The organism is Caulobacter sp. 05T431 (genome assembly GCF_056665975.1).
The window spans coordinates 302979-328346 of record NZ_JBFTKU010000001.1; the positions used below are offsets into that span (position 1 = coordinate 302979).

The window sequence follows — 25368 nt, forward strand, 5'->3', positions numbered from 1 at the left end:
CCAGCCTTCCCTCCCAGGGGGAGGGACAGACCCACTAGTAAGGCAACTGCTCCGGCGCCGGGGTCCCCGGAGCCGGCGTTTCCGCGGCCGGGCCTTCGGGCGCGGCAGACGGGTCCAGCAGGGCGCCGATCGGGTCGTCGCCGGCCGGAGGCGGAGGCTCGATGACGCCGCCGGGGATCGGGGTGGCCTTCAGGCGCGGCAGGGCCGCGGACATGAAGGTCTTCCAGATCTCGGCCGGGGCTCCGCCGCCGGTGACCTTCTTCATCGAGGTGTTGTCGTCCTTGCCGGTCCACACCGCCGTGACGAAGCCGCCCGTGTAGCCGACGAACCAGGCGTCGCGGTAGTCGCTGGTGGTGCCCGTCTTGCCGGCGATGTCGTAGCCCGCGACCTTGGCCCGGGCGCCGGTGCCGTTGGCCACCACCTGGCGCATCATCTGGTTCATGTACTGCAGCGACGGCGAGCCGATCACCGCCGGGCGCTGGGTCTTGTCGACGCTGTGGTCGTACAGGACCTTGCCGCTGGTCGTGCGGATGCGCTCGATGCCGTAGCCCTTGGCCAGGAAGCCGCCGTTCGAGAACGGGGCGTAGGCCTGGGCCATCTCCATGGGCGAAACCTCGACCGCGCCCAGGGCCATCGACGGGTCCAGCTGGATCTTGCTGGTGATGCCCAGGCGACGAGCCGTGGCGGCGACGTTGCTGGTGCCCACCTCGCTGGCCAGGCGCGCGGCGACCGTGTTGATCGACTGGGCCAGGGCCGTCTGCAGGGTCATCGGACCCAGGTACTTGTTGGTGTAGTTCTTGGGCTCCCAGTTGCCGATCTTCACCGGCTCGTCGACCACCATCACCGACGGGTTGCGGCCCTGGTCCATGGCGGTCAGGTAGACGAACGGCTTGAAGGCCGAGCCGGCCTGGCGACGGGCGCTGGTGGCGCGGTCGAACTGGGTCTCGCCATAGTCGGCGCCGCCGACATAGGCGCGGATGCGGCCTTCGCCGTCGATGGCGACCAGGGCCGCCTGCTGCACGCCCTGGGCCTTGTGGCCCTCGACCCCGACCTGCACCGAACGCTCGGCGGCCACCTGGATCGGCAGGTCCAGGGTGGTCTCGACGACGAGGTCCTCGGTCGGTTCGCCGACCAGCGAGCGCACCTGGGCGTCGACATAGTCGGTGAAGTACTGGGCGCGCTGGTTGGCCAGGGTGGCCGAGACCCGGACGGGCTCGGCGAAGGCCTGGTCGCGCTGCTCGGGCGTGATGGCCTTCATCCGCACCATCTCGTCCAGCACGATGGTGGCGCGACGGGCGGCGCGGTCGCTGGCCGAGACCGGCGAATAGCGGGCGGGGGCCTTCATCAAACCGGCCAGCAGGGCGGCCTCGCCGACGGTCAACTGGCTGGCGGGCTTGTTGAAATAGCGCTGCGAGGCGGCCTCGATGCCGTAGGCCCCGGCCCCGAAATAGACCCGGTTCATGTAGAGGGCCAGGATCTGCTTCTTGCTGAACTTCAGCTCCAGCCAGACGGCCAGGATCAGCTCCTGGGCCTTGCGGCGATAGTTCTGGGCCGGGCTGAGGAACAGGTTCTTGGCCAGCTGCTGGGTGATGGTCGAGCCGCCGCGCTGGGGTCCGCCCTCGTGGCTGAGGTTCCAGATCAGCGAGCGGGCGATGCCCCAGGGGTTGAAGCCGATGTGGTGGTAGAACTGCCGGTCCTCGATCGCCACGAAGGCGGCCGGCACGTATTCGGGCAGGGCGTCCAGGTCGACGGGCGGGGCGTACTGGCTGCCGCGCACGGCCAAGAGGGCGCCGGAGCGGTCCAGATAGTTGATCGAGGGCTGGCGCTTGACGTCGTACAGCTTGGAGGTGTCGGGCAGGTCGCTGGCGAACACCGCGAAGAAGGCGACGACGAAGATCAGGCCCCAGACGCCCAGCACCATCGTCCAGTAGAGCAACGCCTGCAGGGGCGTGCGCTGAGGTTTCGCCGGCTTGTTCCCGCCGAAGGCGCCGTTGGCCATGTCCGTCCTTGATCCCGAAAAGGCGCGAAGTCCCGGGGCCGCGCCGAAATCCGTTTAGCCGAAGCTCACAAAACGCGCGACAAGATTGACGAGGGATGAACGGCCTTCGGTGCGGCCCAGTGGGTGTCTTGCGTGCGGCGCGTGTTCATGGTTCGTTTCAGCCTGTGGTCGCGACCAGGAAGGCTGGCGACCGTCCATGCAGGGGCCGTGCAGCCGATGTCCGCTTTCAAGCCGATTTTGGGGGCCGGATCATGGCGCCGCGCTTGGCCTGACGTCCGCGCGCTGTCAAAAGACGCCCGTGTACGACCAGCCTGATTCCGTCATCGACCACCCGCCGCCCTCGCTCGACGCGGCGCGCGAGGTCCTGCGCCGCACCTTCGGCCATTCGGACTTCCGGGGCCTGCAGGCCGGAGTGATCGGCGAGCTCTTGGCCGGGCGCAGCGCCCTGGCCGTGCTGCCCACCGGCGGCGGCAAGAGCCTGTGCTATCAGATCCCCGCCCTGGTCCGTCCGGGCCTGGGCCTGGTGGTCTCGCCGCTGATCGCCCTGATGGCCGACCAGGTGGCCGGCCTGCAACAGGCCGGGGTCGCGGCCGAGCGGCTGGACAGCAACACCCTGCCCGCCGAACGGGCCGAGATCTGGCGGCGGATCGACGACGGGCGCCTGGACCTGCTGTACCTGTCGCCCGAAGGCCTGATGCAGCCGTCGATGCTGGAGCGGCTGTCGCGCCTGCCCCTGTCGCTGGTCGCCGTCGACGAAGCCCACTGCGTCAGCCAGTGGGGGCACGACTTCCGCCCCGAATACCGGATGCTGGGCCGCCTGGCCGAGGTGTTCCCGCACGCCCCGCGCCTGGCCGTCACCGCCACGGCCGACGCCCGCACCCGCGACGACATCCGCGCCGAACTGCGCCTGAAGGGCGCGGCCGAGTTCGTCGACAGCTTCGCCCGTCACGAGCTTGCCCTGAACGCCGAGCGCAAGAAGGGCAAGGGCCACGACCGGGTCATCGAACTGGTCACCGAGCGTCCCAACCGCGCCGGGGTGGTCTATGCCGGCAGCCGGGACTCGACCGAGAAGCTGGCCGAGAAGCTGATCGCCGAGGGCATTCCGGCCCTCGCCTACCACGCGGGCCTGGACAAGGCCGTGCGCGCCCGGCGGCTGGAGGAGTTCCTCGAGGCCGACGAGGCGGTGATGGTGGCGACCATCGCCTTCGGCATGGGGGTCGACAAGCCCGACGTCCGCTTCGTGATCCACGCCGACCCGCCGGCCGCCATCGAGGCCTACTGGCAGGAGATCGGCCGGGCCGGCCGCGACCGCCAGCCGGCCGAAGGCATCACCCTCTACAGCTCGGCCGACCTGGCCTGGGCCGTGCGCCGCATCGAGGCCCAGAGCGCGCCCGACGAGGTCAAGGCCGTGCAGCTGCGCAAGCTGCGCCAGTTCTACGCCATGCTGGAGGGCGTCACCTGCCGCGCCGCCGCCGTCCGCCGCTATTTCGGCGAGGAGGGGGTCGAACGCTGCGGGGTCTGCGACATCTGCGTCTCGCCGCCCACGGGGATCGACGCCAGCCAGGCGGCCCAGAAGGCGCTGTCGGCCGCCCACCGCATGGGCGGTCGGTTCGGGCGCGGCCGCCTGGTCGACCACCTGCTGGGCAAGACCAAGGACGTCACCCAGGCCGAGGCGACCATGTCGACCTTCGGCATCGGCAAGGAGTTCAGCCCCCAGGGCTGGCGCGACCTGATCGACACCCTGGTGTTCGAGGGCCTGCTGCGCGAGGACCCCAACGACGGCCGGCCGCTGATCGGCCTGGGCGACGGCGAGGGCGTGCGCCAGGTCTATCGCGGCGAGCGGCTGGTCAGCTTGCGCCAGCAGCCGATCACCGCCGACGGCCAGGCCCGGTCCGGGGCCGGCAAGACGGCCCGCAAGCGCCAGGCCCTGACCGTGCCGCTGGAGGACCAGGCCCTGTTCGAGGCCCTGCGAAGCTGGCGGCGCGAGGAGGCGGCCCTGCAGCACGTGCCGCCCTACGTCATCTTCCACGACGCCACCCTGGCCGAGATCGCCGCCGCGCGTCCGGCCACTGCGGCCGCCCTGGCCAAGGCCGGCGGCGTGGGCCAGGGCAAGCTGGACCGCTACGGCGAGGCCGTGCTCAAGGTGGTGCGCGACAACTAGAAAAGGACGGCGGCGCCGCAAGCGCGAGAAACGTTTTGCCGCCGGGCGTGTTAAGAGTGTTGACCCCATCTCCTCCACGGATTTCGGCACGGGATTTCGCATGACCGACTTCACGATCAAGACCGCCACCCCCGCCAAGACCCGCGCCAAGCGCGCCAAGGCCGCCGTGGACAAGGCCGTCGAGACGGTGACCGAAAAGGCCCACGTCGCGGCCGAATACGCCGCCGAGAAGGCCGGCGTCGCCCGGACCTTCGCCGCCGAAAAGGCCGAGGTCGGCAAGGCCTGGAGCATCGAGAAGGCCAAGGCGGCCCACGTGATCGCCGAGGAACGCCCCGTCGCCGTGGCGATCGGCGCGTTCGTGGCCGGCGCGGTGTTCGGCTTCCTGCTGGCCCGCAACTTCGACCGCTAGACCGACAGGCCTCAGAGCGTCAGCCGCTCGGCGTTGACGCCGGCGGCGCGCAGGGCGGCCAGCCGGGCGAAGGCCAGAGTCAGCGCCTTGCGCCGCGCCGGGGCCAGGGGCGCGACCTGCGCCTCGCGCACGATCGCCCCGCCGAAGCCGTCGGCGACGATCAGGCCCGGCTCCTCGGGCAGGATCCCTTCCGGGAAGTCGGGCGACACCGAGAAATAGAAGGCGTCGCAATAGGGCGCGTATTCGGGCCATTTGCGATCGACGCGGAAGTCCTCCAGCCCCGACTTCACCTCGACGATCAGCACGTCGCCCTTGGGCCCCAGGGCCATCAGGTCGGCCCGCCGTCCGTTCGGCAGGGTCACCTCGGCCAGCGGCGCATAGCCCAGCGACACCAGGAACCGCGCCGCCCCCCGGGTGACGAGGTCGGTGGTCTCGGGCCGCGTGCGGAGATCGACGATGATGTCCATGCCGAAAACATGTTCCAGCTTTGTTCGCGTGACAAGGGCGATGTGACGCCGGTAGCGTGACCGGGAAGCGTCACAGTCAGATCGGTCCCATGAGCCTCACCGCCATCCTCATCAATATGCTGCCCATCTTCCTGCTGATCGGCGTGTGGATCTTCTTCATGAAGAAGATGGGCAAGGCCTCGCCGGCGGTAACCACCCAGCTGGACTGCATGACCGCCCAGCTCGAGGAGACCCGGCGGATGAACCAGACGCTGGAGCGGATCGCCGTCGCCCTGGAAGAGCGCCGAGGCGCCTAGCGCGACCCGTGCCGGGTGACCCGCAGCTTTGAGGTGTCATAGCCCATCGCCCGGGCGCGGTCGGTCAGGGCGCTCAGCTGGGCCGGCGTCGGCGGTTCGCGGGTCAGGAGCCACAGATAGCGGCCCGAGCCCTCGCCGACGATCGACCAGCTGTAGTCGTCGGCGTGGTCCAGCACCCAGTAGTCGCCCAGGAAGAACGGGCCGAAGAACGAGACCTTCAGCTTGGCCGAGGTGGCCGGGTCGGCGATCTTGGCCTTGCCCTCGCTGACCTTGGCGGGGCCGGTCGGCCCGCCCTGGCGGCAGGTGTTGAGCACCCGGATCAGGCCGTCGGGGCGTTTCGAATATTCGGCGGTGACGCCGTCGCAGCCCTTCTCGAACCGCATGTCGTAGCGCGCCGCCTCGTACCAGCGGCCGGCGTAGCGTTCGAGATCGACGGCCTTGGCCGGCTGGGGCGGATGCGGGTTGCCGCTGGGCTGCGCCATGCACGCGGCGACGGCGACCGCGGTCAGCAGCAGGGCGACGACGACGCTGGAGATGTGACGCGGTCGCATCTCAGGCCGGCGGCTGCTGCGGATATTCCAGCTTGGCGTAGCCCAGGCTCTTCACCCGGGCCAGGGCCTGGGCCTTGACGCCCTCGCTCAGCACCGGATGGCGGGCCAGCAGCCAGACATAGTTGCCGCCCGGCGTGGCCATGATCGCCCAGGAATGGTCGTCGGCGCAGTCCAGCACCCAATATTCCTGCTTCTTCAGCCCGCCCAGGAAGCTCATCGTGAAGCGGGTGTTCTGGCTGCCGCCCAGGATCTTGCCGGTGGTGTCGAACGCCTTGGCCGCGCCGCTGGCCGAGCCCCTGCGGCAGACCTGGTGGACGGAGAAGCTGTCGCTGCCCTTGCCCGTGAATTCGGTCGTCGGGGCCTCGCAGTCACGCTGGCCGGCGTTGGGCGTGCGGGCGATCTCGTACCACTTGCCCGAATAGAAGCTGGCCGGGATGGCCTTGGCCGGCGGCTTGGCGGCCGCCAGCGCGCCGGTGACGGCGAGCAGGCTGACGGCGATCGAGATCGAAAGACTGCGCATGACGCCCACCTTGCCCCACAAGTCGTCCACAACGCAAAACGCCCCGCCGGGGTTCCCTCGGAGGGTCCCGGCGGGGCGCCCGCGTTCAGGCGGACGAAGGGTCTATTCGGCGGCGATGGTCACCGGCGCGACGCGGTCCTTGAAGTTGATGGCCTGCAGGTGGCGGATGCCTTCCTCGGCGATGTCGTCGCCGACCATGCGGTCGCCTTCGCCCTTCAGCTCCTCGATGTCCACGTACATGGCGTAGAAGGCCTTGGTGCGGTCGGTGATGATGCCGGCGTTCAGCAGCGTCTTGACCAGCACCCGGAAGATGTTGGTCTGCTCCTTCATGTTCTCCCGACGCAGGTCGTCGGTCATGATCTTCCCGTACTCCTCGACCACCTTGTCGGGGTCCAGGCCGAACTCGCGGTAGAGGTCCAGCTGCTGGTGCGGCGAGACCAGGTTGAACAGCAGGGTCTGGAAGCAGTGGGCCGCCCAGTCCTCGATGATCGCGTGCTCCTCGGGGCTGAGCTTGGGCACCGTGCGGTCGGCCCAGATCTTCCCGAACTTGTGGTGGAAGGCCTCGTCGGTCATCACCAGCTGCAGCAGCTTCTTGCCGACCGGGTCGTTGATATTGTTGAAGAAGGTGGCGAAGGCGCCCATGGCCAGGCCTTCCACCAGCATCTGCATGCCGATGATCTTCTTGTAGACCTCGGGCGCGCCGATGATCTCGACCAGCAGGGTCTTCAGGGCCGGGCCGCACTCGACCGGCTTGCCCCAGCGGGCCTTGATGTACTTGGCGAAGGCCGTGACGTGGCGGGCCTCTTCGCGGGTCTGGTTGGCGGCGTATTCCTGGGCGCCCTGGTCCTTGAGCACGTGGCACAGGCTGGCCGACAGGTTCAGCGCGCCCTGCTCGCCGTGCAGGATCGACGAGAAGCTGCGCAGCACCGACTGGTTGATGAAGCGGACGCGCTGCTTGGGATCGGAGAGATGGTTGGAGACGTAGTCGGTGGACAGGGCGATCACCAGCTCCTCGGGAACCAGCGCCTGGTTCTCCATGTCGAACGGCTCGTCGAAATCGATATAGGCCTTGTCCAGCGGGTCCCAGAAGTGGTCGTGGGTCGCGGAAATGATCTTGTCGAAGGCGCTGGAGCGGTTGCCGTAGCGATCGAGTTCGAGCATCGACTCGAAGTCGTCCGGCGCCACCGCGTCGTACATGGCGTCCTTGGTGATGTTCTTGTCCGTCGCGCTGGTCATCCTTGGGGGCTCCTCGCCTAAAGGGGCTGGACAGGCCCCGTCTAACGCGGGTCTCTGGCCTATCTAAACACTGTCAACTCAAAGACGCGGCGGGGTCAAATTAAAAATGACGACTGCGTCAGGTTCGCAAATGGGCCCGGGGCCCCTGGGGAAACCACGCCATGGGCCTTAACGTCTTCGTCCTGACCGGCGCCGGGATCTCGGCCGAGAGCGGCCTGGGCACCTTCCGCGACACCAGCGGAATTTGGACCCAGTACGATCTGTCCGAGGTGGCCACGCCCGAGGGCTTCGCCCGCGACCCGGCCAAGGTGCGGGCCTTCTACAACGCCCGACGGACCAATCTTGAGGGCGCCGCGCCCAACGCGGCGCACACGGCCCTGGCCCGGCTGCAGACGGGGCTGGCCGCGAAGGGCGGGCGCCTGTTCCTGTGCACCCAGAACGTCGACGACCTGCACGAGCAGGGCGGCTGCGTCGACGTGATCCACATGCACGGCGAGCTGCGGGTGACGCGCTGCCATGCCTGCGAAGCCAGGTGGCCCGACGCCGGTCCGCTGAGCGCCGACACGGTCTGCGCCCGCTGCGGCCAGGCGGGGACCGCCCGCCCGCACGTGGTGTGGTTCGGCGAGGAGCCGCTGTTCATGCACGGCATCCAGGACGCCCTGGAGGAGTCCGACCTGTTCGTCTCGATCGGCACCTCGGGCTCGGTCTACCCGGCCGCCGGCTTCGTGGCCCAGGCCCGGCGGCTGGGACTCCGGACCTGCGAACTGAACCTGGAACCCTCGGACAACGCCCGGGCCTTCGACGAACGGCGCTACGGGCCGGCGACGGAGGTCGTGCCGGCCTGGGTGGACGAGGTGCTGAGGGGGTGAGCTAGCCCTCCAGCCCCGCCAGCACCTTCGGGTCCTTCTTGGCCAGCTCGACGATCCGCTCGATCAGGGCGTCCTTGCCCTCCAGCGCCAGGCCGTCGCGCACCTTCGCCAGCCGCTCGCGGACATAGCCCCGCCCCGTGCCATCCAGCAGGTTGGCCGCCACGACCACGGCCGCCTGGTGCTTGCAGGCTCCGAACTTGTCGAAGCCCGGGCAGGTGCAGGCGCCTTCGCCGTCCGGGGCGCGCAGGGCGACGACATAGAGCTCGCCGGTGCTGCCGGTGACGTGGGCCGTAACGGCGTCGTCCTCGATGGCGATCAGGTCGACGGCGCCGGCCTCGGCCATGGCCGCGCCGCTCTCGAACCAGCGCTCGTCCATGCGGCCGCGCCAGGCGCCCTCATCGAAAAAGGGGGCGTCAAAGAGAGTGTCGCCGTGGCTCATGCGTCGTCCTCGATGCGGTGGATGTCGTCGTCCGACAGGCCGAAATGGTGGCCGATCTCATGGACCAGCACGTGGGCGATCAGCTCGCCCAGAGTGACGTCGCCGCGTTCGCACCATTCGTCCAGGATCGGGCGGCGATACAGGAACACCATCGACGGCTGCGGCGTGGGGTCGAACAGCGAGCGGCGGGCCAGGTCGACGCCCTGGTAGAGGCCGGTCAGCTCGAACGGGTCCTCGATCCCCAGGTCGTCCAGCACCTCGTCCGAGGCGAAGTCGTCGATGCGGAACACCACGTCGCCGATCTGGCGGCGGAAATCGGCGGGCAGGTCGTCGAAGGCCTTGCGCGCCAGGGCGGCGAAGTCGTCCAGCGAGGGGGCCATGCGGTCGGTCCAGGTCATGGTCGGTACATAGGCCGGAGGGACCGCGCCGGAAAGCCTCCGCGACAGCCACGCTCATCGCGCTCTGGCCACGCGCGGCCTAATCTGTGAAGCTGATTCGCTAACCATGTGCGCAGCCAGGGGCCGACGACCAGCTTGATGACCTCGTCCGACTTGATCCTGGCCGCGACGGCCGGCGCGGTCTGCCTCGCCCTCTGCGCCACCTTGTGGGCGATGTCGCAGCGACGGCGGTTCGAGGACCACCTCGGCCGGCTGAAGGCCCGCGCCGTCGGCCTGGAGACCCGGCTGATGGACAGCCAGGGCGCGGCCGAGGCGTTCGAGAGCGCCGTGGTCGCGATCCATGACGACGGCGTCGACCTGGTGTCCGGCGAAGACGCCCTGGCCGCGTGCGCCGAGATCCTGGACGTCGCCGCCGACGCCCAGGCCGTGGTGCTGGCCCTGACCGAGGCCGATCCGTCCCACGCCCAGAAGCTGAAGGCCCTGTTCGAGCAGGGCCAGTCCTGCGCCTTCGAGGCCCGCGGCCCGCGCGGCGGCGTGGTGGTCGAGGGCCGGGCGGCCGGGACTCGGGCCTGGCTGCGCCTGTGCGCCGCCGCCGCCAGCGAGACCGGCCTGCCGGACGCCGGACGCTTCGCCGCCTTCATGGACGGCCTGGTCGAGCCGGCCTGGATCTCGGGGGCCGACGGCGCGCCGGTCTGGGGCAACGCCGCCTATCTGCGCGTGGTCGGGGTCGAGACGGCCGCCGACGCCTCGCGCGACAACAAGTCGATCGACCGGGCCGCCGACGCCCTGGCCGTCGAGGCCGCCAAGGCCGGCGAGCTGCGCGAACTGGTCCGCTGGGTGCCGCTGGACGGCCGCCGCCGGGCCCTGCGCTTCTCGGCCCAGCCCCTGGAAGGCGGCGGGGTCGGGGTGTTCAGCAGCGACGTCACCGAGGTCGAGGACATGCGCGACGCGCTGAAGAAGCACGTCGCCGCCCATGACGAGACCCTGAACCACATCGCCGACGCGGTGGCGATCTTCAGCGCCGGCCGCCGCCTGGCCTTCCACAACACCGCCTTCGCCGAGCTGTGGGGCCTGGAGCCGGCCTGGCTGGCCGAGCGCCCGACCCACGGCGAGGTGCTGGACCGCCTGCGTCAGCGCCGCAGGCTTCCCGAAACGGTTGATTATGCGCGGTGGAAGGCCGCCGAGCTGGCCCGCTACGAGGACCTGGGTCCCCAGGCCGACGAGATGTGGGACCTGCCCGACGGCCGCACCCTGCGCGTCGTGCGCCAGCCCCACCCGCTGGGCGGCATGCTGGTGCTCTATTCCGACATCACCGGCGAGCTGAGGCTGAAGGCCCAGTACAACGCCCTGATCCAGGTGCAGCAGGCCACGCTGGACAAGCTGAACGACGCCGTGGCGGTGTTCGGCTCGGACGGCCGCCTGCGCCTGCACAACGAGGCCTTCGAGACCTTCTGGAACGTCTCGGCCCAGGCCCTGGAGGCGGCGGTCGATTTCGAGGGCGTGGTCGAGCTGTGCGTGCCGCGCCTGCACGACCTGTCGTTTTGGCGCGAGCTGAAGGGCCGGGTGGCCGATCCCGACCCGCAGATGCGCGCCCCGACCTCGGGCGAGACCCGCACCTCCGACAACCGGATCATCGTCTATCAGAGCCGCCCCCTGCCGGACGGCGCCACCCTGATCGCCTTCGCCGACGTCACCGACACCCGCCAGCTGGAAAGCGCCCTGGCCGACCGCTCGGCGGCCCTGACCGAGGCCGAGCGGCTGAAGCGCGACTTCGTCGGCAACGTCTCGTACGAGCTGCGCACGCCGCTGACGACGATCATCGGCTATTCGGAGCTGCTGGAGCGGGCCGACGGCCTGACCGAGCGCGGACGCGGCCACGTGGCCTCGGTGCGCGCCGCCGCCACCCAGCTGGCCCGCTCGATCGACGACGTGCTGGACATGGCCCAGATCGACGCCGGCGAGATGGCGCTGGAGATCGAGGACATCCGCGTGGCCGGCCTGCTGGCCGACGCCCAGGAGCGCTCGCTGAACGCCGCCCAGATCGGCGGGGTCACCCTATCGGTCGAGTGCGACAAGGACGTCGGCCTGATCCGCGGCGACCACAAGCGCCTGTCGCAGATCCTGGACCACCTGATCGAGAACGCCCTGCGCCAGACCCCGCCCGACGGCGTGGTCACCCTGTCGGCGCGACGGGCCCTGGGCGAGGTGCGGCTGGACGTGTCGGACACCGGCCGCGGCGTGCCGTTCCACGTCCAGGCCCACATCTTCGACCGGTTCGTGGGCCGGGATCGCGGCGGCCCGGGCCTGGGCCTGGCCCTGGTCAAGGCCCTGGTCGAGCTGCACGGCGGCTGGGTGGCGCTGGAAAGCGAACCCGGCGCGGGCTCGACGTTCACGTGCCATCTGCCGGAGACCCAGCAGCCGGGGGCGGCGCAGCCGGAGTTCGGGTTCTAGGCCCGGGTCTGAGCGGCGAACACTTGCCCCCTACGGATCGCTTCGCGATCGTCTTCCCCCACAGGGGGAAGAGGGCCGGGCGGCGCGGCCTCCGCCCCCTATGGGGGCGGACAGACGGCGAAGCCGTCAGGTGGGGGCTAGTGGGTGAGCCACTGCCCCCTGACGCGACCTAGTGCTGGCTCTCGGGCAACCGCACCACCAGCCCGTCCAGGGCGTCGCTCACCTTGATCTGGCACGACAGGCGGCTGTTCGGCTCGACGTTCTCGGCGAAGTCGAGCATCGACTCCTCCATGGCCGACTTCTCGCCGGTCTTGTCCAGCCAGGCGTCGTCCACATAGACGTGGCAGGTGGCGCAGGCGCAGGCGCCGCCGCAGTCGGCGTCGATGCCCGGCACGTTGTTCTTCACGGCGCCTTCCATGACCGTCAGGCCCGGCTTGACGTCGATGACGTGGTCCGTGCCGTCGTGCTCGATGTAGGTGATCTTGGCCATGGGTCCCCTGAACTGGCTTTTGAACGGTCGTTTTACGCCGCTACTTCTTTCATGGAAATCGTGGTGTCCGCCAGCTTCAAGAGGCTGACGGGCGTGCGTTTGGCGATCAGCTGCTTGCCGGCCATGAATTCGGGCGGCGCGTTGACGGCCTCGACGGCCTGGACCAGGTCGCCCTTGAGGTGAAAGACGGCGAACTTGGCGGCCGCCACGTCGCCGCGCACCACCTGGCGGTCGGCGTCGAACGGAATGCCGGCGATCTGGAGCTTGAGGTCGTACTGGTCGGACCAGAACCACGGGATCTCGTGCGGCGGCATCGGACGCCCGGCGATGGCGGCGGCGGCCTGCTTGGCCTGCTCCAGGGCGTTGGGCACGCTCTCCAGGCGGAACTGGCGGCCATAGGTCGGCAGCGGCCGGTGGGTCAGGTCGCCGATGGCGAACACGAACGGGTCGGCCGTGCGGGCCTCGAGGTCGACCACCACGCCGTTGGCGCACTCCAGGCCGGCGTCGCGGGCCAGCTCCTCGTTCGGGACCGCCCCGACCCCGACCAGGGCGACGTCGCAGGCCACCACCCGGCCGTCGGTGAAGCGCACGCCGGTCACGTGGCCGTCCTGGCCCTCGAAGCCCGCCACGCCGGCGTTCAGCTCGAAGGCCACGCCCCGGGCGCCGTGATAGTCCTGGAAGAAGCAGGACAGGGTCTCGCAGGCCACCCGGGCCAGCACGCGCGGCTCGCGCTCGATGATCATTACATGACCGCCCAGGGCGCGGGCCGAGGCCGCCGCCTCCAGGCCGACATAGCCGCCGCCCACCACCGCCAGGCGCTTGCCCGGACCCAGGGCCTGCTTCAGGGCCTCGGCGTCGGCCGCCGTGCGCAGGGCCAGCACGCCGGCCAGGTCCGCGCCGGGGATCGGCAGGGCCCGGGCCCGGGCGCCGGTGGCCAGGATCAGGTAGTCGTAGGGCAGGGTCTCGCCCGAGGCGAGGCTGACGGTCTTGGCGCCGCGGTTGATCGACACCACAACGCCGCCCAGGCGCAGGGAGACCCCGGCCTCCTCGTACCAGCTGCTGGGCTTCAATTGCAGGCTATCGGCGTCGGCCTCGCCCTTCAGCCAGGCCTTGCTGAGCGGCGGGCGCTGATAGGGCAGCAAGGGCTCGTCGCCGATCAGCACGATCGGACCGGTGTGACCGTACTGGCGGAGAAAGGCCGCGGCCGAACCGCCGGCATGGCCGGCGCCGACGATGACGACGCGGCTGTTCAGATCACCGGTGCCCGCTTCACTCAACGCCCGTTTCCCCTTGTTTGATCAAAAGTGACGCCACCGTCACTTTTTGGCAAGCCGCTTCCGATCCACGGCTCAACGCTTGGCCGCCTTGGCCTTGAGCAGCAGGTCCAACTGGATGCCGATCTCGCCGCGCAACGCGGGGTCGCGGGCCAGGGCCTTCTGGTACCAGCCGATCGCCTCGTCCACCGCGGCCCAATTCTCGCGCCCCTTGACGACGAACGCCCGGACGAAGGCTTCGTCACCGAGGTTCCTGTCGGCGTCCAGGCGACCCTGGGCGTAAGCCTCCCGCCACAGGGCGGCGGCCTTGGCGTTGTCCTTGGCGACGCCGTCGCCGTACCAATACATCTGGCCGAGCGTCAGGGCGGCGTTTTTCTGGCCTTGGGCGACGGCCCTCTCGTACCAGACGCGCGCCTCGACCGGATCGCGGGTCACATTGCTGCCCATCAGGTAGAAGTTCGCCAGGTCGGTCTGGGCGTCCCGGTCGCCGGCCTCTGCGGCCTCGCGGCACAGGGCGACGCCGCGCTTGGGATCGGCGGGCCCGCCCTCGCCGGCGATCAGCAGATTGCCCAGCGCGCACTTGGACTTGGCCGAGCCCCGGTCGGCGGCGGCCTGGAACAGGGCGCGGGCCTTGCCGGGATCGGGCTTGGAGCCGTCATGGCCCATCTGGACGCATTCGGCGTAGACATGGGCGGCGTCGGCGCGGGTCGCGGACGCCGCGCGCCAAAGCCCGCAAGCCTTGGCCTTGTCTTGCGGGAAGCCGCCGGCTCCGACGAAATAGGCGCCGCCGACCATCTGCTGGGCGCCGGCGTCGCCCCCGGCGGCGAGGCGTTCCAGCGTCGCCCTGCCGGCGGCCGGATCGCTTCCGGTCAGCTGATCCCGGGCCTTGAGGACCTCGGGACTGAAGTCCTGTGCGCTCGCGCCCGCGGCGCTGACCGAAAGCAGGCCAACGGCGAGAGCGAGCGCGCGGATCATACCACCCGCTCGACCAGCATCTTCTTGATCTCGGCGATCGCCTTGGCCGGGTTCAGGCCCTTGGGGCAAACCTGGGCGCAGTTCATGATCGTGTGGCAGCGATAGAGCTTGAACGGGTCCTCGAGGTTGTCGAGGCGGTCGCCCGTGGCTTCGTCGCGGCTGTCGATCAGCCAGCGGTAGGCGTGCAGCAGGGTGGCCGGGCCCAGGTACTTGTCGCCGTTCCACCAGTAGCTGGGGCACGAGGTCGAGCAGCAGGCGCAGAGGATGCACTCGTAGAGGCCGTCCAGCTTGGAGCGGTCTTCCGGCGACTGCTTCCACTCGGTGCGCGGCTCGGGCGTGACGGTGTGCAGCCAGGGCTCGATCGAGGCGTACTGGGCGTAGAACAGCGTCAGGTCCGGGATCAGGTCCTTGACCACCGGCTGGCTGGGCAGCGGGCTGATCTGCACGGCCTTGCCGGGCGTGTCGGCATGGCCGTGGGTGCAGGCCAGGGTGTTGCGGCCGCCGATGTTCATCGCGCACGAGCCGCAGACGCCTTCACGGCACGAGCGGCGGAAGGCCAGCGTCGGGTCGATGGTGTTCTTGATATAGAGCAGGGCGTCCAGGACCATCGGGCCGCAGGCGTCGACGTCCACCTCGTAGGTGTCCCAGCGCGGGTTGCGGCCGTCTTCCGGGTCGTAGCGATAGACCTTGAACGAACGCGTGTTCTTGGCGCCGGCCGGAGCGGGCCAGTGCTTGCCGTTCTGGACGGTGGAGTTCTTCGGGAGGGTGAGCTGAACCATCGATCGTACCCTCAGTACACGCGTTGCTTCGGCGGGATGTAGTCGATGTCCTTGGACATCGTGTAGCTGTGCACCGGCCGGAAATCGATCTTCACCTGGCCGGTCGACTGGTCGAGCCAGGCCAGGGTGTGCTTCATCCAGTTGGTGTCGTCGCGCGTGGAGAAGTCCTCGCGCGCGTGGGCGCCGCGGCTTTCGGTGCGGTTCACCGCCCCGGCCACGGTGACGACGGCCTGGCCGATCAGGTTGTCGAACTCCAGGGTCTCCATCAGGTCGGTGTTCCACACCAGCCCGCGGTCGCTGACCTTGATGTCCTTGGCCTTGTCCCAGACCGCCTGCAGACGCTCGACGCCGCTTTCCAGGCTCTCGCCGGTGCGGAACACCGCGGCGTCCTCCTGCATGGCCTTCTGCATCTCCAGACGCAGGGCCGCCGTCGGCGTGCCGCCGTTGGCGTTGCGGAAGCGGTCGAAGCGGGCCAGGTGCCCGTCGGTCATGCTGTCCTTCAGCTCGGGCTGGGTGGCGCCGGGCGTCAGGATCTCGGCGCAGCGCAGGGCGGCCGCGCGGCCGAACACCACCAGGTCGATCAGGCTGTTGGAGCCCAGGCGGTTGGCGCCGTGCACGCTGACGCAGGCCGCCTCGCCCACGGCCATCAGGCCGGGGATCACCTGGTCGGGGTTGTCGCCCGACTTGGTMACGACCTCGCCGTGATAGTTCGTCGGGATGCCGCCCATGTTGTAGTGGACGGTCGGCAGGACCGGGATCGGAGCCTTGGTCACGTCGACGCCGGCGAAGACCTTGGCGGTCTCGGAGATGCCCGGCAGGCGCTCGTGCAGGATCTTCGGGTCCAGGTGGTCCAGGTGCAGGAAGATGTGGTCCTTGTTGGGACCCACGCCGCGGCCTTCGCGGATCTCGATGGTCATGGCCCGGCTGACCATGTCGCGCGGGGCCAGGTCCTTCACCGACGGGGCGTAGCGCTCCATGAAGCGCTCGCCTTCCGAGTTGGTCAGGTAGCCGCCTTCGCCGCGGGCGCCTTCGGTGATCAGGCAGCCGGCGCCGTAGATGCCGGTGGGGTGGAACTGCACGAATTCCATGTCCTGCAGCGGCAGGCCGGCGCGCAGGGCCATGGCGTTGCCGTCGCCCGTGCAGGTGTGGGCCGAGGTGGCCGAGAAGTAGGCGCGGCCGTAGCCGCCGGTGGCCAGGATGACCATCTGGGCCTGGAACCGGTGCAGGGTGCCGTCGTCCAGCTTCCAGGCGGTGACGCCCCGGCAGACGCCGTCTTCCATGATCAGGTCGAGCGCGAAGTACTCGATGAAGAACTCGGTGTCGTGGGCCAGGGACTGGCCGTACATCGTGTGCAGCATGGCGTGACCGGTGCGGTCGGCCGCCGCGCAGGTGCGCTGGATCGGGCCTTCGCCGAAGTTCTTGGTCATGCCGCCGAAGGCGCGCTGGTAGATCTTGCCGTCCACGGTGCGCGAGAACGGCACGCCCCAGTGCTCGAGCTCATAGACCGCCGCCGGGGCGTTGCGGGTCAGGTACTCGATGGCGTCCTGGTCGCCCAGCCAGTCCGAACCCTTGACGGTGTCGAACATGTGCCAGCGCCAGTCGTCCTGGCCCATGTTGCCCAGCGAGGCCGAGATCCCGCCCTGGGCGGCGACCGTGTGGCTGCGGGTGGGGAACACCTTGGTGACGCAGGCGGTCTTCAGGCCGGCCTGGGCGCAGCCGAGCGCGGCGCGGAGGCCCGAGCCGCCGGCGCCGACCACGACGACGTCGAAGCGGTGATCAATGAACTTGTAGGCCGACATCAGAGGGCTCCGGTGAAGGCGACCTTGAGGATCGCCACGACCCCAAGAGCGCCGCCGAGGACGCAAACGAAAAGATTGGCGAGGACCAGCACGGTCTTGGTCGTGAAGTCCGGGATGTAGTCCTCGATCACCACCTGCACCGCGCCCTTTAGGTGGACTAGGGCGACGACGATCAGCAGGCAGAGCAGGACGGTGTTGTGCGGGATGGCCACCCATTCGGCGGCGCCGTCGAAGCCCAGGCCGGCCAGGCGCAGGGCGGCGAACACGCCCCACAGGGCCAGCGGGATCAGGGCAATGCCCGAGACGCGCTCGGTGACGAAATGGCCGACACCGTGGTGCGAGGCGCCCAGGCCCCGGGCCCGGGACATCGGCGTGCGGAAGCGGGCGGAGGACGACTTGGCCATGATCAGAGCGCTCCGGTTTGGGCGGCGATCGCCCAGACGACGATCGCGCCGACCACCGCGAAGGCGATGGCGGCCGCGCCGGTCATGTCGGCCGTCTTCGGCGTGAAGCCCTTTCCGGCGTCCCAGAAGGTCTGACGCACGGTGTAGGCGATGTTGTAGAGCACCGCGACCGTCAGGCCGAACAGCACCAGCTTGCCCAGCGGCGAGCCCAGGCAGCCGGTGTAGCAGGCGTAGGCCTGGGGACCCGAGGCCAGGGMCAGGGCCCAGCCGGCCAGCAGCAGGACGCCGACATAGAGGGCGAAGACCGTGGCGCGGTGCAGGATCGAGCAGGCCATGGTGATGTGCCAGCGCCAGACTTGCAGGTGCGGCGACAGGGGGCGCTCGGGCAGACCCCCGCTGGTCTCGGTCATKGTTGTGTCCAACCCTTTAGCTTTGTGCGTTGCGGGATGCTTTTAAGCGCGACGCCCCGGGTGTCAACGCGGGCGCCCTTGTTGAGAAACGTTCTCATGACCGAGAGGATGGGCGCGGCGGAATCCAGGCGCCGGGGCGCGCGGGGGCGCCCGCCCCGGGTCGATCGCCGTTCGCCGAGCACGTTCAACCTTTCGTTCAAACCTAGACCGTAAAGGAGCCGTTGACCAAGTTGGGGTGCGTTCAATGGCCGCGGGGATTTCGACGGAGGCGCCGGCGCCGTCCGGCTGGCGACGGGGACCGCGCGCGCTGTTCGACGTCCTGCGCGTCGCGGGCGGCGACACCGGCGGCGCCGGCGCGCGGCTGGTGTTCTCGGCCGTCGTCTTCTGCGCCACCCTGCCCTATTCCAGCGACCATGCGCCGTACTTCTGGATGGCGGCCATGGCCGCCCTGGCGATCGCCGAGGCGCGGACCACGGACGGCGCCGCCGACCTGTTCGCCTGGATGCAGAGCGCCGGCTACGGCCTGGCCGGCTTCTACCTGACCTTCTTCCAGGTCGGCGCGGCCCAGACCTTCGGCGTCACCCTGTACGGCGTGGTCATGTTCGAGATCCTGGTGCGCGACTACGCCCGGCCCAAGCGCCTGATCACCAACCTGACGCCGATGCTGATCTCGATGGCCGTGGTCCAGCTGGGGGCCAGCGCCCGGCTGATCCAGCGCGACCAGCCCTGGCGGATCGCCACCGTGCTGGCCACCACCTACCTGGTGTTCCGCGTCTTCCGCTCGCTGCAGATCGACCTGACCCGGGCCCGTCGCGAGCTGGCCGAGGCGCGGGGACGGGCCGAGGCCGACGCCCGCACCATCCGCGAGGCCCACCGCATCGCCCTGATGGCCGAGGACATGGCGGGGGTCGGCCACTGGCGCATCGACGCGGCCAGCGGCGTGACCACCTGGTCCGAGGGCGTGTTCCGCATCTACGGCCGGGAACCGTCGGCGGGCGTGCCCGACCGCGAGGTCCAGCTGACCCACTTCCCCGCCGAGGACCGACCCCGCTGGCGGGCCGAGCTGGAGACGGCGGCCGCGACGGGCGAGCCGTTCGAGTTCGAGACGCGCCTGACCCGCGCCGACGGCACGGTGCGCGACATCGTCAGCCACGTGGCGGTCGAGCTGGGCCCCGACGGCCAGGTCGCCACCCTGTTCGGCGCCCTGATGGACGTCACCGAGTCCCGCGCCCGCGAAACCGCCCTGATGGACGCCAAGCTGCGGGCCGAGGCCGCCGCCGAGGCCAAGGCCGAGTTCCTGGCCAATATGAGCCACGAGATCCGCACCCCGCTCACCGCGATCAACGGCTTCTCGAGCCTGCTGAGCGACCTGCCCGACCTGTCGCCCGACGCGGACCTCTATGTCCGCCGGGTCAGGACGGCGGGCATGACCCTGCTGACCGTGGTCAACGACATCCTGGAGTTCTCCAAGCTGGACTCCGGCCACGTGGCCCTGTCGCCCCAGCCCTTCGCCGTGGCGCCGTTCCTGGACGACGTGATGGCCCTGTTCGCCGACCAGGCCCGCGCCAAGGCCCTGGCGCTGTCGCTCGATCTCGACGCGGGCGTCCCCGCGATCCTGCGGGCCGACGCCAACCGGCTGCGCCAGGTGATCGTCAACCTGGTCAGCAACGCCCTGAAGTTCACCGAAGCCGGCGAGGTGCGGGTGGAGGTGCGCCATGCCGACGGCGTGCTGGCGGTGTCGGTGCGCGACACCGGCTGCGGCGTGCCCGAGGACAAGCGCGACGGCCTGTTCCAGCGCTTCTTCCAGGCCGACGGCTCGATCAGCCGCCGCTACGGCGGCACCGGCCTGGGCCTGTCGATCTGCAAGGGCCTGGTCGAGCTGATGGGCGGTTCGATCGCCATGGCGCCCGCGCCGGACGGCGGCTCGATCTTCGCCTTCGATGTCCGCGCCGAAGAGGCCGCGGCGGCCCCCGCGGGCGCGAGCCTCGAGCGCGCCGGCCCCGTCGCCGCCGCCCAGGTCCTGGTCGTCGACGACGTGGCGGTGAACCGCGAGCTGGTGCGCGCCATGCTGCAGGCCGTCGGCCACGAGGTCTCGGAAGCCGCCAGCGCCGCCGAGGCCCTGCGCCTGACCKCCTGCGAGCGGTTCGACCTGATCCTGATGGACCTGCAGATGCCGCAGGTCGACGGCTTCACCGCCGCCCGCGCAGTCCGCGCCCAGGACAGCGCCAACCGCGACACCCCGATCATCGCGCTGAGCGCCGACGTCCTGCCCGAACACGTGGCGGCCAGCGCCGAGGCCGGCATGAACGGCCACATCGGCAAGCCGATCTCGCCGGTCGAGCTGCTGGGGGCCGTGGAGCGCTGGACGGGCGTGCGGGTTTCGGAAGGCGGGGCGGACAAAGAATCCCTCTCTCTTTGAGAGAGGGAGGGGCCCGCCGCCGTCAGGCGGTGGGAGGGTGAGTGGTTTCACCGCCGGCCGGACGTCAACCGCCTAGCGGACGCCCCAACAATAGTTCCGTCATCCTCGGACTTGTTCCGAGGACCCCTGGTTCAGCCAGGTTGCCGGTCCAKAAGCAGCCGCGACCTCACCGTTTCAACGACCTTGCTTCTTCGCGGCGGACATAGGGGTCCTCGGAACAAGTCCGAGGATGACGGGTGTATTTGATGCAGCGCTTCAGGTTGGAACCGCATCAACACCGCCCCTACCCCCTAAACACCGTCAGCGCCGCGTGCTGCAGCAGCATGATGGTCTTGGCGTCGCGGATGCGGCCGTCGGCGATCATGGCCAGGGCTTCGTCGAGGGGCAGTTCCAGCACCTCGATGTCCTCGCCCTCGTCGGGATGGCCGCCGCCGTCGCCGATCCGCATCGAGGCGTCGTACGGCGCGACGAAGAAGTGCAGGATCTCGGTCACCGAGCCCGGGCTCATGAAGGCCTCGAAGACCTTGGTCACCTCGCCCAGCCGATAGCCCAGCTCCTCCTCGACCTCGGCGCGGATGCGCACCTCGGGCTCGGCGTCGTCCAGCAGGCCGGCGGCCGCCTCGATCAGCAGGTCGTCATAGCCGTTGACGAAGGCCGGATAGCGGAACTGCTTCACAAGCAGCACGGTGCGACGGGCCAGGTCGTAGGGCAGCAGCACCGCCCCGTTGCCGCGGTCGTAGTGCTCGCGCGCTTGCGTCTGCCAGGTCCCGTCCCGCCGCTTCCAGTCGAAGGTGGTGGTCTTCAGGACGTACCAGTTGTCGGAGAGCAGCCGGGTCTCGTGGACGCGGACGCGGTCTTTGACGCTCATGGGTTCCTCGTCCTCATCACTCGGCCGATCCCAGGCCCATTCTTTTCAACCGTCATCCCGGGCCTTGTGCCCGGGACCCCTCTATCCGCCGCAGGTGCAGCGGTGTGGCGCGCCGGCGCGCCAATCTACCTCACGCGTCAGCTGACCCAGGGGTCCCGGGCACAAGGCCCGGGATGACGATGATGGGGAAGGCCACGCGCTCGAATATCGATCAATCCTAGTCCCGCACCCGCGCCACATAGTCGGCCGACCGCATCTCCTGCAGGCGCGACACCGTCCGCTCGAACTCGAACGAGCCGTCGCCGGCCGGGTACAGGGCCTCGGGCTCGCCGTGGGCCAGGGCCACCAGCTTGGCGTCGGCCTCGTAGAGGGCGTCGACCAGGGTGTTGAACCGCTTGGCCGCGTCGCGCCGGTCGGGCGTCAGCAGCGGCACGTCCTCGAGGAACAGGGTGTGGAAGCGCTCGGCGATCGCCAGGTAGTCCTGCGGGCCCAGGGCCTGCTGGCAGAGGCTGGCGAACGAGGCGCGCAGCAGGCCGCCGGCGGCGCGCGGGAAACGCATCTTGCGGCCTAGGACTTCCACCGTGGCGCCGGTCTCATCGGCCCCGTCCAGCATGTCGGCCCACAGCCGGTCGAACTCGGCCAGGTTGGCCTTGTCGTCGGGCGCCAGCCAGGTGCGGGCGGCGCGCAGGCGGTCCAGCCGGAAGTCCACCGGGCCGCGCACGGCCACGATCTCCAGCCTGTCCTTCAGCATCTCGATGAACGGGACGAAGAGCTGGCGGTTGAGGCCGTCCTTGTAGAGGTCGTCGGGCGGGCGGTTCGAGGTGGCCACCAGGGTAACCCCTTGGGCGAACAGGGCCTCGAACAGCCGGCCCAGGATCATGGCGTCGGCGATGTCGGTGACCTGCAGCTCGTCGAAACACAGCAGGCGGGCCTCCTGGGCGATCAGCTCGGCGGTCGGGGCGATCGGGTCGTCGCCCTTGTGCTGGCCGAACCGCGCCTTGCGCTCGGCCGCGTCGCCCTTGCGCCAGGCGTTGATGTGCTCGTGCACCTCGGCCATGAAGGCGTGGAAGTGCGCGCGGCGCTTCCTGGCCACCGGGGCGCTGTCGAAGAACAGGTCCATCAGCATGGACTTGCCGCGCCCGACCGGTCCCCACAGATAGACGCCCTTCTGGCTCTTGGGCTTGCGGCCGAACAGCGAGAAGCCGGGCTCGCCGGCGCTGTCGAGATCGGCCTCCAGCCGCGACAGGGCGTCGACCGCGGCGGCCTGGGCGACGTCGGGCTTGATCTCGCCCTGGGCCAGGCGCTCTCGGTAGGCGGTGCGGACGGATGTGGGCATCGGCGCTCCGGTTAGCGCGACGCGGCGTGCGGGGGAAGAGCCAACAGCGCCCTAGGCCCGACCCGCCATCCGCATGCGGCCGCGCATGAACTCCACGAACGCCCGAAGCGCGGCCGAGGCGCCCAGGCGGCTGGGATAGTAGAGGTGCCACGAGGTCGGGCCGGCCAGATAGGCGTCCAGCACCCGCTCCAGCCGGCCGTTCAGCACGTGCCCCATGGCCAGCGGCTCGGGCTGGTAGGTCAGGCCCAGGCCGTCCAGCGCGCCCTTCATCAGCAGGTCGAAGTCGTTGACGCTGAGCGGGCTGTCGACCGCCACCTGGAACTCGCGGCCGTCCTCCTCGAACTCCCAGCGGTAGTTGTTCATCCGGGTGGTCTGCAGGACGTTCAGGCAGGGGAAGCCCTTCAGGTCGCGCGGATGCTCCGGCCGGCCCCAGCGCTGCAGCAGGGCCGGCGCCCCGACCACGCAGAACCGGAACGGATGTGACACCCGCACGGCGACCATGTCCGGCGCGATCATCTCGCCCATCCGCACGCCGACGTCGAAGCCCTCCTCGATCAGGCTGACCTGGGCGTCGTCGACCACGATCTCCAGCTTCACGTCCGGATAGGCGCGGACGAAGTCGGTGATCACCGGAGCCAGCACCATGCGCAGGGCCAGGCGCGAGGTGGTCAGGCGCACCGTGCCCGCCGGACCCTCGCCCAGCGACCGGGCCGAGGCCGTGGCCGCCACCATCGCCTCGACCGCCGGCTGGGCGCCGTGCAGGAAGCGCCGCCCGGCCTCGGTCAGCCCGACCTCGCGAGTGGTGCGGGCGAACAGCACCACGCCCAGCCGGCCTTCCAGCTGCTTGACCGCGTGGCTGACCGCCGCCGGCGTCACGCCCAGGTCGGCGGCGGCGACGGTGAAGCTGCGCCGCTTGGCCACGGTGGTGAAGGCCACGACGCCGTCCAGCAGGTCGCGCTGCATTATCAAATCCTGTTTGAAACCACGTTGAGACTATCAAGGATTATCGCGGACCGGTCGAGCCCTCATCTTCCCCGTCACGAGGCGAGGACGCCCCGAACCAAAGGAGATTTCCCCATGTCCGCCAGCATGTCCGCCAACATTTCCGGCAAGGTCGTCGTCGTCACCGGGGCCAGCAGCGGCCTGGGCGAGGCCACCGCCCGCCACCTCGCCGAAAAGGGCGCCCGCCTGGTGCTGGCCGCCCGCCGCGTCGACCGCCTGGAGGCCCTGGTCGCCGAGATCACCGCCGCCGGCGGCCAGGCGATCGCCGTCCAGACCGACGTCACCGTCAAGGCCGAGGTCGACGCCATGATCGCCGCCGCCGTCCAAGCCTTCGGCCGGGTCGACGTGCTGGTCAACAACGCCGGCTACATGGCCATCGCCCCGATGTCGGCGCGCCTGACCGACGAGTGGGACAAGATGATCGACATCAACATCAAGGGCCTGCTGTACGGCGTCGCCGCCGCCCTGCCGGTGTTCGAGGCCCAGGGCTCGGGCCAGTTCATCAACCTCAGCTCGATCGCCGGCCGCAAGGTCTTCAGCCCGGGCGGCACGGTCTACAGCGGCACCAAGTTCGCGGTGCACGCCATCTCGGAAGGCCTGCGGCATGAGGTGGGCTCCAAGATCCGCGTGACCGTGATCTCGCCCGGCGGGGTCAACACCGAGCTCAAGCACGGCAGCTCGGACGCGGAGTCGCTGAAAGCCCTGGACGCCTTCTACGAGATCGCCATCGGCCCCGACGCCATCGCCCGCGCCGTCGCCTATGCGGTGGAGCAGCCGGCCGACGTCGACGTCAGCGAGATCGCCGTCCGCCCGACCGCCCAGGATTTCTAAAAGCCCTCCCGCGGTCGATGCGCGCCCCCGGTCATGAAACGTGGCCGGGGGCGAGGTCGTTTGGTCCCTGAAACGTCAGAGGAGACCGTCATGGCCCAGCCCGAAGACCGCACCCCGTCCACCGTCGCCCCCGAAGGCGAGACCCGGGCGATCTACGAGGACGACGACAATCTGGAGCTGGACGCGGGCGCCCCGCCGCGCGACGGCGACCTGGACCACGTCCACGGCTCCAAGACCCGTCGGGCCCGAAAGGACGAGATCAGCCGCCGGCCGGTGTGAAGTCAGGTTTCATCCCTCCCCACAAGGGGGAGGGACAGAACTTGAACTAGACTCCCAAATCCTTCCGCACGAACCGGTAGGTCTCGCGCCGCTCGCAGGCGCAGGCCTTCATCGTGCCGTCCTTGGTCCACCAGACCAGCAGCGGATAGGCGAAGCTGACGCCGTTTTCCTTGAGCAGCGGGCGCAGGTCCTCGACGGTCTTGCGGCCGGCCTCGATCACGGCGGTGCGGGCCACGTCGCCGTCGGCGGGGGCGATGCCGGCGGCCGTCCAGGCCTCGACCGGGGTGGCGTCCCATTTCTCCGACAGGGCCCAGCTGCGGTTGACCCACATCTCGGCCACGGTCGCCCGCTCGGCGGGCGTCGACTTGGGCACGCCGTTGCGGTCGGCGCGGGCGATCTCGATCAGCCGGGTGTCGACCCCGGCCTTGTGCAGGCCCGGATATTCCTCGGACTTGAACCGCACGCAGTCGGGACAGGTGCGGAAGCTGACCATGTACAGCTTCTGGCCCTTCAGCCCCGGCGACACCCAGCCGGCGGTCTCCAGGATCTTGGCGATCTGGGCCTGGTTCCTGGTGATCGTCTTGGGCCGCCAGCGCAGGTCGTAGTTCCAATAGGCCCAGACCCCCGCCCCGACGGCGGCGATCACAAGGGCGGCGACGAGCCAGCGGCCGAAACGCTTCATGCGAGAACTCCCCTCTTCCGGCCC

26 protein-coding genes are annotated in these 25368 nt (G+C 69.9%); 8 read left to right on the top strand and 18 right to left on the bottom strand.

Translation table 11 applies throughout. The annotated features are described in order from the left end of the window. Positions 1-34 precede the first annotated feature (34 nt). The gene (locus AC1U89_RS01390) at positions 35-1999 is read right to left on the bottom strand and encodes a transglycosylase domain-containing protein (RefSeq protein ID WP_479897851.1); all 1965 of its coding nucleotides are present in this window, start codon (positions 1997-1999) and stop codon (positions 35-37) included. Between the two features lie 322 nt (positions 2000-2321). Between AC1U89_RS01390 and recQ the strand changes: the two genes are divergently transcribed. Next, complete coding sequence (gene recQ, locus AC1U89_RS01395; RefSeq protein ID WP_479897901.1) at positions 2322-4160, top strand: DNA helicase RecQ; 1839 nt, start codon at positions 2322-2324, stop codon at positions 4158-4160. A gap of 100 nt (positions 4161-4260) precedes the next feature. Further along, positions 4261-4569, top strand: coding sequence for a hypothetical protein (locus AC1U89_RS01400; RefSeq protein ID WP_479897852.1), 309 nt, complete (start codon positions 4261-4263; stop codon positions 4567-4569). Between the two features lie 11 nt (positions 4570-4580). On the opposite strand, the gene mmcB is transcribed toward AC1U89_RS01400, so the two are convergent. After that, on the bottom strand, positions 4581-5036 hold the full coding sequence (gene mmcB / locus AC1U89_RS01405; RefSeq protein ID WP_479897853.1) for a DNA repair putative endonuclease MmcB: 456 nt from the start codon (positions 5034-5036) through the stop codon (positions 4581-4583). Between the two features lie 89 nt (positions 5037-5125). Here mmcB and AC1U89_RS01410 point away from each other — a divergent pair, with 89 nt between their 5' ends. After that, positions 5126-5332: a hypothetical protein gene (locus AC1U89_RS01410; RefSeq protein WP_337685335.1), complete on the top strand. Its 207-nt coding sequence runs from the start codon at positions 5126-5128 to the stop codon at positions 5330-5332. Here AC1U89_RS01410 and AC1U89_RS01415 read toward each other — a convergent pair. The 3 genes from AC1U89_RS01415 to AC1U89_RS01425 form a co-directional block, all read right to left on the bottom strand. After that, the gene (locus AC1U89_RS01415) at positions 5329-5883 is read right to left on the bottom strand and encodes a lipocalin family protein (RefSeq protein ID WP_479897854.1); all 555 of its coding nucleotides are present in this window, start codon (positions 5881-5883) and stop codon (positions 5329-5331) included. The two genes, AC1U89_RS01410 and AC1U89_RS01415, sit on opposite strands and share 4 nt — an antisense overlap. 1 nt (position 5884) lies before the next feature. Continuing rightward, the gene (locus AC1U89_RS01420) at positions 5885-6403 is read right to left on the bottom strand and encodes a lipocalin family protein (protein WP_479897855.1); all 519 of its coding nucleotides are present in this window, start codon (positions 6401-6403) and stop codon (positions 5885-5887) included. A 102-nt stretch (positions 6404-6505) separates the two neighbouring features. Continuing rightward, positions 6506-7639 carry a ferritin-like domain-containing protein gene (locus AC1U89_RS01425; RefSeq protein WP_479897856.1) on the bottom strand — a complete coding sequence of 378 codons (1134 nt, stop codon included), beginning with the start codon at positions 7637-7639 and terminating at the stop codon, positions 6506-6508. Positions 7640-7800: 161 nt separating this feature from the next. Between AC1U89_RS01425 and AC1U89_RS01430 the strand changes: the two genes are divergently transcribed. Further along, positions 7801-8508 (top strand): NAD-dependent deacylase, encoded by a 708-nt coding sequence (locus tag AC1U89_RS01430; protein WP_479897857.1) that lies wholly within the window; start codon positions 7801-7803, stop codon positions 8506-8508. A 1-nt stretch (position 8509) separates the two neighbouring features. On the opposite strand, the gene AC1U89_RS01435 is transcribed toward AC1U89_RS01430, so the two are convergent. Together AC1U89_RS01435 and AC1U89_RS01440 are read right to left on the bottom strand one after the other, a co-directional pair. After that, the gene (locus tag AC1U89_RS01435) at positions 8510-8947 is read right to left on the bottom strand and encodes an SWIM zinc finger family protein (protein WP_479897858.1); all 438 of its coding nucleotides are present in this window, start codon (positions 8945-8947) and stop codon (positions 8510-8512) included. Next, positions 8944-9345 carry a metallopeptidase family protein gene (locus AC1U89_RS01440; RefSeq protein WP_479897859.1) on the bottom strand — a complete coding sequence of 134 codons (402 nt, stop codon included), beginning with the start codon at positions 9343-9345 and terminating at the stop codon, positions 8944-8946. Before AC1U89_RS01440 ends, AC1U89_RS01435 begins: the two co-directional genes overlap by 4 nt. A gap of 138 nt (positions 9346-9483) precedes the next feature. On the opposite strand from AC1U89_RS01440, the gene divL reads away from it, so the two are divergent. Next, positions 9484-11796: a cell cycle protein kinase DivL gene (gene divL, locus AC1U89_RS01445; protein ID WP_479897860.1), complete on the top strand. Its 2313-nt coding sequence runs from the start codon at positions 9484-9486 to the stop codon at positions 11794-11796. 169 nt (positions 11797-11965) lie between these two features. Here divL and AC1U89_RS01450 read toward each other — a convergent pair whose 3' ends face one another. The 7 genes from AC1U89_RS01450 to sdhC form a co-directional block, all read right to left on the bottom strand. Then, positions 11966-12286 (bottom strand): 2Fe-2S iron-sulfur cluster-binding protein, encoded by a 321-nt coding sequence (locus tag AC1U89_RS01450; RefSeq protein WP_029909408.1) that lies wholly within the window; start codon positions 12284-12286, stop codon positions 11966-11968. 32 nt (positions 12287-12318) lie between these two features. After that, positions 12319-13539, bottom strand: coding sequence for an NAD(P)/FAD-dependent oxidoreductase (locus AC1U89_RS01455; RefSeq protein ID WP_479897902.1), 1221 nt, complete (start codon positions 13537-13539; stop codon positions 12319-12321). Positions 13540-13635: 96 nt separating this feature from the next. Further along, the gene (locus AC1U89_RS01460; RefSeq protein ID WP_479897861.1) at positions 13636-14535 is read right to left on the bottom strand and encodes a tetratricopeptide repeat protein; all 900 of its coding nucleotides are present in this window, start codon (positions 14533-14535) and stop codon (positions 13636-13638) included. Then, entirely contained in the window at positions 14532-15314 is a 783-nt protein-coding gene (locus tag AC1U89_RS01465) for a succinate dehydrogenase iron-sulfur subunit (RefSeq protein ID WP_479897862.1), read from the bottom strand. Before AC1U89_RS01465 ends, AC1U89_RS01460 begins: the two co-directional genes overlap by 4 nt. Positions 15315-15325: 11 nt before the next feature. Next, the gene (gene sdhA / locus AC1U89_RS01470) at positions 15326-17113 is read right to left on the bottom strand and encodes a succinate dehydrogenase flavoprotein subunit (RefSeq protein WP_479897863.1); all 1788 of its coding nucleotides are present in this window, start codon (positions 17111-17113) and stop codon (positions 15326-15328) included. After that, positions 17113-17517, bottom strand: a complete 405-nt coding sequence (sdhD, locus tag AC1U89_RS01475; protein WP_479897864.1) for a succinate dehydrogenase, hydrophobic membrane anchor protein — start codon at positions 17515-17517, stop codon at positions 17113-17115. The genes sdhA and sdhD overlap by 1 nt, the downstream gene beginning before the upstream one ends. 2 nt (positions 17518-17519) lie before the next feature. Beyond that, on the bottom strand, positions 17520-17927 hold the full coding sequence (gene sdhC / locus AC1U89_RS01480) for a succinate dehydrogenase, cytochrome b556 subunit (RefSeq protein ID WP_479897865.1): 408 nt from the start codon (positions 17925-17927) through the stop codon (positions 17520-17522). Between the two features lie 244 nt (positions 17928-18171). On the opposite strand from sdhC, the gene AC1U89_RS01485 reads away from it, so the two are divergent. Then, positions 18172-20346 (top strand): hybrid sensor histidine kinase/response regulator, encoded by a 2175-nt coding sequence (locus tag AC1U89_RS01485; RefSeq protein ID WP_479897866.1) that lies wholly within the window; start codon positions 18172-18174, stop codon positions 20344-20346. Between the two features lie 283 nt (positions 20347-20629). Here AC1U89_RS01485 and AC1U89_RS01490 read toward each other — a convergent pair whose 3' ends face one another. The 3 genes from AC1U89_RS01490 to AC1U89_RS01500 all read right to left on the bottom strand — a co-directional run bounded on the left by AC1U89_RS01490 (position 20630) and on the right by AC1U89_RS01500 (position 23513). Further along, on the bottom strand, positions 20630-21214 hold the full coding sequence (locus tag AC1U89_RS01490) for an NUDIX domain-containing protein (RefSeq protein WP_479897867.1): 585 nt from the start codon (positions 21212-21214) through the stop codon (positions 20630-20632). Between the two features lie 217 nt (positions 21215-21431). Continuing rightward, positions 21432-22550 carry a cell division protein ZapE gene (gene zapE / locus AC1U89_RS01495; protein WP_479897868.1) on the bottom strand — a complete coding sequence of 373 codons (1119 nt, stop codon included), beginning with the start codon at positions 22548-22550 and terminating at the stop codon, positions 21432-21434. A gap of 51 nt (positions 22551-22601) precedes the next feature. Beyond that, a complete protein-coding gene (locus tag AC1U89_RS01500) occupies positions 22602-23513 on the bottom strand; it encodes a LysR substrate-binding domain-containing protein (protein WP_479897869.1) in 912 nt (303 codons plus the stop codon). Between the two features lie 114 nt (positions 23514-23627). Between AC1U89_RS01500 and AC1U89_RS01505 the strand changes: the two genes are divergently transcribed. Both AC1U89_RS01505 and AC1U89_RS01510 read left to right on the top strand, forming a co-directional pair. Next, the gene (locus tag AC1U89_RS01505; RefSeq protein WP_479897871.1) at positions 23628-24383 is read left to right on the top strand and encodes an SDR family oxidoreductase; all 756 of its coding nucleotides are present in this window, start codon (positions 23628-23630) and stop codon (positions 24381-24383) included. A 90-nt stretch (positions 24384-24473) separates the two neighbouring features. Then, positions 24474-24662 carry a hypothetical protein gene (locus AC1U89_RS01510; RefSeq protein ID WP_029909430.1) on the top strand — a complete coding sequence of 63 codons (189 nt, stop codon included), beginning with the start codon at positions 24474-24476 and terminating at the stop codon, positions 24660-24662. Between the two features lie 46 nt (positions 24663-24708). On the opposite strand, the gene AC1U89_RS01515 is transcribed toward AC1U89_RS01510, so the two are convergent. After that, a complete protein-coding gene (locus AC1U89_RS01515; RefSeq protein WP_479897872.1) occupies positions 24709-25344 on the bottom strand; it encodes a hypothetical protein in 636 nt (211 codons plus the stop codon). Positions 25345-25368: the final 24 nt, after the last annotated feature.